The organism is Actinomadura sp. BRA 177 (genome assembly GCF_013372625.1).
GTDB lineage: Bacteria > Actinomycetota > Actinomycetes > Streptosporangiales > Streptosporangiaceae > Spirillospora.
On the sequence record NZ_JABXFD010000185.1, the window covers coordinates 1 to 7,174 of the forward strand.

At 71.4% G+C, this 7,174-nt stretch carries 5 protein-coding genes and 1 pseudogene; 3 read left to right on the forward strand and 3 right to left on the reverse strand.

Going from position 1 to position 7,174, the window contains the following annotated elements; all coding sequences use genetic code 11:
• Positions 1–105: 105 nt before the first annotated feature.
• From HUX53_RS06345 to HUX53_RS42210, 3 genes and pseudogenes are all read left to right on the forward strand, one after another.
• Positions 106–1,371, forward strand: a complete 1,266-nt coding sequence (locus tag HUX53_RS06345) for an aldehyde dehydrogenase (RefSeq protein WP_309237078.1) — start codon at positions 106–108, stop codon at positions 1,369–1,371.
• A pseudogene (locus tag HUX53_RS42955) lies at positions 1,368–1,502 on the forward strand (3,4-dihydroxyphenylacetate 2,3-dioxygenase); the annotation flags it as partial. The gene HUX53_RS06345 and the pseudogene HUX53_RS42955, both read left to right, overlap by 4 nt.
• A gap of 317 nt (positions 1,503–1,819) precedes the next feature.
• Positions 1,820–2,290: a VOC family protein gene (locus tag HUX53_RS42210; protein WP_303623151.1), complete on the forward strand. Its 471-nt coding sequence runs from the start codon at positions 1,820–1,822 to the stop codon at positions 2,288–2,290.
• Here the strand turns inward: HUX53_RS42210 and dinB are convergent.
• The 3 genes from dinB to HUX53_RS06365 all read right to left on the reverse strand — a co-directional run.
• Positions 2,287–3,468 (reverse strand): DNA polymerase IV, encoded by a 1,182-nt coding sequence (gene dinB, locus HUX53_RS06355; RefSeq protein WP_176402228.1) that lies wholly within the window; start codon positions 3,466–3,468, stop codon positions 2,287–2,289. The two genes, HUX53_RS42210 and dinB, sit on opposite strands and share 4 nt — an antisense overlap.
• 67 nt (positions 3,469–3,535) lie before the next feature.
• Positions 3,536–6,421 carry a glycoside hydrolase family 48 protein gene (locus HUX53_RS06360; protein WP_309237079.1) on the reverse strand — a complete coding sequence of 962 codons (2,886 nt, stop codon included), beginning with the start codon at positions 6,419–6,421 and terminating at the stop codon, positions 3,536–3,538.
• A gap of 159 nt (positions 6,422–6,580) precedes the next feature.
• The coding region (locus HUX53_RS06365) for a substrate-binding domain-containing protein (RefSeq protein ID WP_176402229.1) at positions 6,581–7,174 on the reverse strand (594 nt) is incomplete at its 5' end.

Sequence of the window (7,174 nt, forward strand, 5' to 3'; positions counted from 1 at the left end):
CGGTGCGTGGGAGTAGTGCTGGTTAGTGTTGGTTTGGTCGTTAAGGAGAGGTCGACGGCCGACGCTCACCGTCCCCGCTTCGTCGGCGGCGTCAGAGGTGTATAGGTGACCCGCGTCGCCGACGCGGTCGAGGCCCGCGAGGACCGGCTCGCCGAGCTGGAGTCGTTCGACTCCGGGCTGCCGATCAGCCAGGCGCGCGGCCAGGCCCGCCGCGCCGCCGAGAACTTCCGCCACTTCGCCGACGTGATCGTCGCGCTCGGCGAGGAGTCCTACCGGGTCGGCGAGCGGCAGCTCAACTACGTGGTGCGGACGCCGGCCGGCGTCGCCGGACTGATCACCCCGTGGAACACGCCGTTCATGCTGGAGAGCTGGAAGCTGGCCCCCGCCCTCGCGTCCGGCTGCACGCTCGTGCTGAAGCCCGCCGAGTGGACGCCGCTGTCCGCCGGGCTGTGGCCGGAGATCTTCACCGAGGCCGGCGTCCCCGCCGGGGTGGTCAACATCGTGCACGGCATCGGCGAGGTCGCCGGGCATGCGCTCGTCGACCACCCGGACGTGCCGCTGCTGTCGTTCACCGGCTCCACCGACACCGGGCGGCACATCATGCGCTGCTCCGCGGACGGCCTGAAAGCGCTGTCCATGGAACTGGGCGGCAAGTCGCCCGTCATCGTGTTCGCCGACGCCGACCTCGACGCCGCCCTCGACTCGGTCGTCTTCGGCGTGTTCTCCCTCAACGGCGAGCGCTGCACGGCCGGGTCGCGCGTGCTCGTGGAACGTCCCATCTACGAGGAGTTCACCCGGCGCTTGGCGGGACGCGCCGAGAGGGTGCGGGTCGGGCCGCCGTCCGACCCCGCCACCGAGGTCGGCGCACTCGTCCACCCCGAGCACTACGCCCGCGTCCTGGAGTACGTCGAGATCGGCCAGCGGGAGGCCAAGCTGGTCGCGGGCGGCGGCCGTCCCGGGCACCTGCCCGAGGGCAACTACCTGCAGCCCGCCGTGTTCACCGACGTCCCCCGGGACGCGCGGATCTTCCAGGAGGAGATCTTCGGCCCGGTCGTCGCCGCCGCCCCCTTCGACGACGAGGCCGAGGCGGTCGAGCTGGCCAACGCCACCCGCTACGGCCTCGCCGCCTACGTGTGGACCAACGACCTGCGCCGCGGCCACCGCATCGCCCAGAACGTCGCCTCCGGTATGGTCTGGATCAACTCGCACAACGTCCGTGACCTGCGCACACCCTTCGGGGGCGTGAAGGACTCCGGGCTCGGGCGCGAGGGCGGCGCGCACAGCATCGACTTCTTCTCCGAATCCAAGATCGTGCACGTCATGCTGGGCGACGTGCACACCCCCCGTTTCGGCGTCCAGGAGCCCTCATGAGCACACCCCCCGACGTCATCCGCTCCGCCTACGCGCAACTCGCCGTCACCGACCTGGCCGCCGCCCGCCGGTTCTGGGTCGACCTGCTCGGGCTGCACGTCCAGCACGAGGACGCCGGCGCCCTCCACCTGCGCGGCACCGACGAGCTGACCCACCACTCCCTCGTCCTGCGCACCGGACCCGTCGCCGCCCTGGACCACCTCGCCTACCGCGTCCGCGCCCCCGAGGACGTCGACCGCGCCGAACGGTTCTTCACCGCCCTCGGCCGGCCCGTCCGCCGCGTCCCCGCCGGGACCGGCACGCACGGCGTCGGCGACGCCGTCCGCGTCGTCGACCCGCTCGGCTTCACCGTCGAGTTCTTCCACGGCATCGCCCGCGGCGAGCGCCTCATCCAGCGCTACGACCTGCACCGCGGCGCGCAGATCGCGCGGCTGGACCACTTCAACATCTGCACGCCCGACATCCCCGCCGCCTACGCGCACTACACCTCGCTCGGCTTCGGCTGCTCGGAGACCGCCTGCACCACATCGGGATGGCGACGCACGAGTCCCACCAGGTCCTGCGCATGGCCGACATCCTCGGCTCGCTGCGCGAGGAGCACCACATCGAGCGCGGCCCCGGCCGGCACGGCGTCTCCAACGCCTTCTACGTCTACCTCCGCGACCCCGACGGCCACCGCGTGGAGATCTACACCTCCGACTACTACACCGGCGACCCCGACCACGAGACGTACCGGTGGAACGTGCACGACGACCGCCGCCGCGACTTCTGGGGCAACGCGGTCATCGAGTCCTGGTACAAGGAGGCGTCCCCCGTCCTCGACCTGGACGGCCGCCTCCAGCCGGTCTCCGAGTCCGTCCTGGACGAGTCGGCGGTCCAGGTGGGCGCCGACGGCCTCGGCATCGTGGACCCGCCCTAGTCGGGCAGCATCGGGACGGACACGCCCTGATCGCGGCCCAGCAGCACGGCGGGCGTGATCGCCGCCGAGCCGAACCGCTCCCGGACGCCGTCCACCGCCTCGTCCACGGCCATGCCCTGGTCGAACGGCAGGGCGAGCTGAACGGCACGATCGTCGCGCAGGTTGCCGAGCGAGACCCCGATCAGGGTCAGTCCCCGCCCTTCGATCAGCGGCGCGACACCAGCGAGCAGCCCGCGCGCCGCGCCGAGGATCACGGAAGTCTCGGCGGTCGCCTGCGCCATCGTGTGCGAACGCGAGGCCCGGGTGAAGTCGCCGAACCGCAGCCGCAAGGTAACCGTCCGGCACACCCGCCGAGCCTTGCGCAGCCGCCCGCCGAGCCGGTCGATCAAGCCGACGAGCATGGCGTCCAGCTCCTCGGGCGACCGGCGGCGCAGCCCCAGGGCGCGCTGCGACCCCATGGACCGCCGACGCACCCCCGTACGCACCGGACGCGGGTCGCGATTGAGCGCCAAGGCGTGCAAGTGCCGGCCCGCCCCGGGCCCGAGCATAGAAACGAGCGTGGCCTCAGGCATGTCCGCCACCTCGCCGACCGTGGTGACGCCGAACTTGGCGAGCTTGGCGGCGGTCGCCGGCCCCACACCCCACAGCCGCCGCACGGGCAACGGGCGCAGAAAGTCGAGCTCACCGTCCGGCGGCACGACCAGAAGCCCGTCCGGTTTGGCGACGCCACTGGCGACCTTCGCGAGGAACTTGGTGCGCGCCACCCCGACCGTGATCGGCAGCCCGACCTCCTCGGCGATCTCCCTCCGCAGCCGCGCGGCGACGTCCACCGGCTCCCGGCGCAGCCCGTCCACATCGAGGAACGCCTCATCGATCGACAGCCCCTCAACGAGCGGCGTGGTCGCCCTGAAAACGGCGAACACCGCCTTGCTCGCCTCGCTGTAGGCGCTCATCCGAGGCGGGACGACGACCGCCCGCGGACACAACCGCCGCGCCTGCCCACCGCTCATCGCCGTCCGAACCCCGTGGGCCTTGGCCTCATAACTCGCCGCCAGCACCACCCCGCCCCCAACGATCACCGGCCGCCCCCGCAACGCAGGATCATCCCGCTGCTCGACCGACGCATAGAACGCGTCCAGGTCGGCATGCAGGATCGCGGCACCATGGGACACGAACATATGTTCGCATAATCGCCGCTGAAAGGGCCCGTGGCGGCCGGAGCCGCCACGGGCCGGTGGGGTGGGTCTACTCGTTGAAGAGGCGGCCGTAGTCGGCCATGGCCAGGGCTACGTCTGCCTGGGCCCAGAAGCGGTGGTAGGTGAACACCGGGGCCGTCGAGGTCTCGCCGTTGGCGTAGGCCATGACGCGCTGGTAGTCGGGGTCGCTCTTGTAGAAGGAACGGATGGACATGAAGGTCGAGTTGGAGTTGATCGGGTCGCCGTTGGGCATGGTGCCGGTCCAGCCGGACGGGATGTAGATCGGGTCCGTGACTCGGCTGTAGTCGGACTTGGTCTCCTGGACGGAGACGCCCTTGGTGTCGGTGTGCTTCCAGATGGCGTCGAGCAGGTCCTTGGCCATCTGCTTGGCGTCGGCGTCGCCGGACTTGGCGGCGTAGTACGTCAGGGTCTTGGCGTACGCGGCGGCCACGCCGACGTCGTTGGTGTAGTCCTGAACGGAGACGTGCAGGTCGGAGTTCGCGGGCGGCATGCCGCTGGACGACGACCAGTTCGCGTCCGGCTGGCCGGTCCACTTGAGCGTGGACGGGATCTGCATGCTGCCCGTGGACGGGTCGACCGTCGTGTTCGCCAGCGCCCAGGAGACCCACTTGTCGAGGATCGCCTTGGCGTCCGCGTCACCGGTGACCTGGTAGTACTCGGCGACGCGCTCCATCGACCACGCCTGGAACCCGAACCACTGGTTGCTCGGCGGGTCGTGGTAGACGGGCTGCCAGTCGTAGGCCATGCCGTAGAACTCGGTCAGGCCGGTCGGCGGCTGGCTGTAGCTGCCCTCCCAGCTGTTGGTGACGCCGCCGGCGATGGCGCCCTCGGCGGACTGCAGCCACTTGTAGAGCTGCAGCTGCCGGGTGAGGCTCGTCTTCCAGTCGGCCTTGGCCGTCGCGCCCTTGGGGGCGAGCGCCGGGTCGTTCACCAGCGCGTAGGCGGCGAGGGGGTTCTGGTAGCCGAAGTGCGAGGCGCCGTCGCCGAGGCGCCACGCCCAGCCTGCGTTGGAGTCGGTCGCGCCGCCCCACGCGTAGTACCAGGACAGCAGGTAGTGCTCGCTGTTCTTGCCCGACCCGGCGGGGCAGGACGTGGAGTGGCAGTCGCCGATCTTCTTGAAGTACTTGTCGAAGAACGAGTACCGCAGGTAGTCGCCCATCTTGCCGGCCTTCGCCACGGTGGACGAGACGTCGCCGGACTTGCCCTGGTCGTCGGCCCAGACGTTCGCCCAGTACGCGGCCTGGATGGCGCGCGCGTCGGCGTCGGGGGCGTCGGTGAACTTGCACTGCTCGGCGTAGGACGAGTCGTCGATGAACAGGTCCAGGTAGCCGTTCGTGCCGCCGAACGCGAACTTGTCGCACGTCGGCTGCGGGACGGTCTCGAACACCGACTCCTGCGAGCCGCGCTGGTAGGTGTTGATGTAGGACGGCCCGTCCGCGTCGGGGCCCTCCTCGCAGCCGCCGCCGGGCGTGTTGCCGTAGCCGTACACGTTGTCGACGTCCTGCAGCCAGTGCATGCCGTAGATGTCGTCGGTGCCGTAGGCGGACTTCAACTCGCTCGCGATCGGGTCCTGGCCGACCGGGACGCTGCCGTCGATCGCCGACGGGTAGTCGCTCGGCAGCGGGTGCTCGGCGGCGTAGGTCGCGGGCTTGGACGGGTCGTAGAAGGAGTTCGTCGGCTGGTCCGCGTGCGTCGGGATCATGTACTTCTCCATCAGCGCCCAGGAGGCGTTGAAGGGGTCCCAGTTCTGCGTGACCTTGCCGTACATGGCCTCCAGCCAGATGAGGTAGCTGTAGGCCTCGGACGTGGTCTCGTGCCCGTGGTCGGGGGCCTCGACCATGAACGTCTCGACCGAGTGGTACGGGATGCCCTCGGGGCTGAAGTACCCGTTCGCCGGGTCCTTGATCTTGTTGTACTGGTCGAGGAACCGCTCGGTGTAGGTGCCGCCGCCGGTGGCCACCTCGGTCGCGGTGACCCTGGCCGCCGCGTACCCGTTCGCGGACGAGGTGAAGGTCGCCTGGCCCGTCCCGGAGTCGTCCGCGGTGATCGTCACGTTCTGCGCGGTGGACCAGTTCTGCGGCGTGAAGGTCAGCGTCCCGCCGCCGGTCACCGACAGGCCGCTGTTGCCGGCGGTCCGCGTGGTCGTGACGGTGACGTTCGAGGACGGGGCCTCCGACAGCTTCACCGCGTACGTGCCCGTGGAGCCCTGCGCGACGGTCAGCGTCGCGGGGTTCGCCACGACGCTCGCCTCAGCGGTGACCGTGATGCCGACGGGCGCGGACTCGGCCGTCCCGCCCGCGCTGTCGGTCACCTTGGCGTAGAGCGAGTAGCTTCCGGCCGCCGACGGCGTCCAGTTCAGGCCGTAGGGGGCGCTGGTGTCGGCGGCGCCGAGCGAGCCGTCCTGGTCGAAGAACTCGACCTTGGACACCGACACGCCGGTCGCGGCCGTCGCGGTGGCCGCGAGCGGCACGGACGCGCCCACGGAGAACGTCGCGCCGGCGGCGGGGCTGGTCAGCGTCACCTTCGGGGCGGCCGTGCTGCCGTTGCAGGGCGTGCCGTTCAGGGTGAACGCCGTCGGGTCGGTGTTCGTCCCGCTGTAGGTGAACTGCCCGCCGACGCTCACGGTCGCCCCGTTGGCCAGCGAGCCGTTCCAGCTCTCGTTCTGGACGGTGACGTCCTGGCCCGACTGCGACCACTTGCCCGACCAGCCGCTGGTCAGCTTCTGGTTCCCCGAGTAGGAGTACTTCAGCGTCCAGCCGTTCAGCGCGTCGCCCTGGTTGGTGATGTCGATGCTCGTCGTGAAGCCGCTGCCCCAGTCGTTCTTCTTGTAGACGACCTTGCAGGCGGCCGCCGCGGCGGCCGTGGGCGCCATGACGCCGAGGCCGCCGCAGAGCAGGGTCAGCGTCGCGCTCACGGCGGTGAGCGCGCGCCATCGTTGCCGTCTTCTCACTTCGGGTTCCTTCCTGAGTCGCCCGCCGTGCGGGCATGCCGGGCTCCACCGCCGGCGGACTCCGGCGGTGGGGTCCCGTCAAGGGGCGCGCCCGGGGACGGGACGCGCGTCAGACCGGGGCCGTCAGCCGGACTCCCGGATGATCAACTTGGTGCGCAGTACCACGCCGCGCTCGGTGTTCGGCCGCCCGCCGGTGCAGGCGCGCAGCTCGCGGGCGAGCCGGGCGCCGAGGTCCTCGGCCGGCTGCCGGACGGTGGTCAGCATCGGCCGCACCTGCCGGGCGACCGGGGCGTCGTCGAACCCGACGACCGCGACGTCGTCCGGCACCCGGCGGCCCGCCCGGCGCAGCGCGCTGAGCGCGCCGACCGCCATCTGGTCGGACGCGGCGAGCACGGCATCGACGTCCGGGCGGCGCTCCAGCAGCCGGCGCATCGCCCGCTCGCCGGACAGCCGGCCGAAGTCGCCCTGGCAGACCAGCCCGTTGACGCCCATCCCGGCCTCCCGGGCGGCGAGCCGGTAGCCGGCCAGCCGGTCGACGGCCGCGCCCATGTCGGCGGGCCCGGCGATGGTGCCGATGCGGCGGCGGCCGGTGGTGAGCAGGTGCCGGACGGCGGCGTGCGCGCCGCCCCGGTTGTCGACGTCGACGTACGGCAGCGCCACCTCGTCGAGGGGGCGCCCGGCCAGCACCACGGGGGCGCCGGCCGCGGCCTGCACGAG

Coding starts and splice junctions, on each gene's coding strand:
- dinB (WP_176402228.1), bottom strand. CDS start 3,468: ATGTTCGTGTCCCATGGTGCCGCGATCCTGCATGCCGACCTGGACGCG.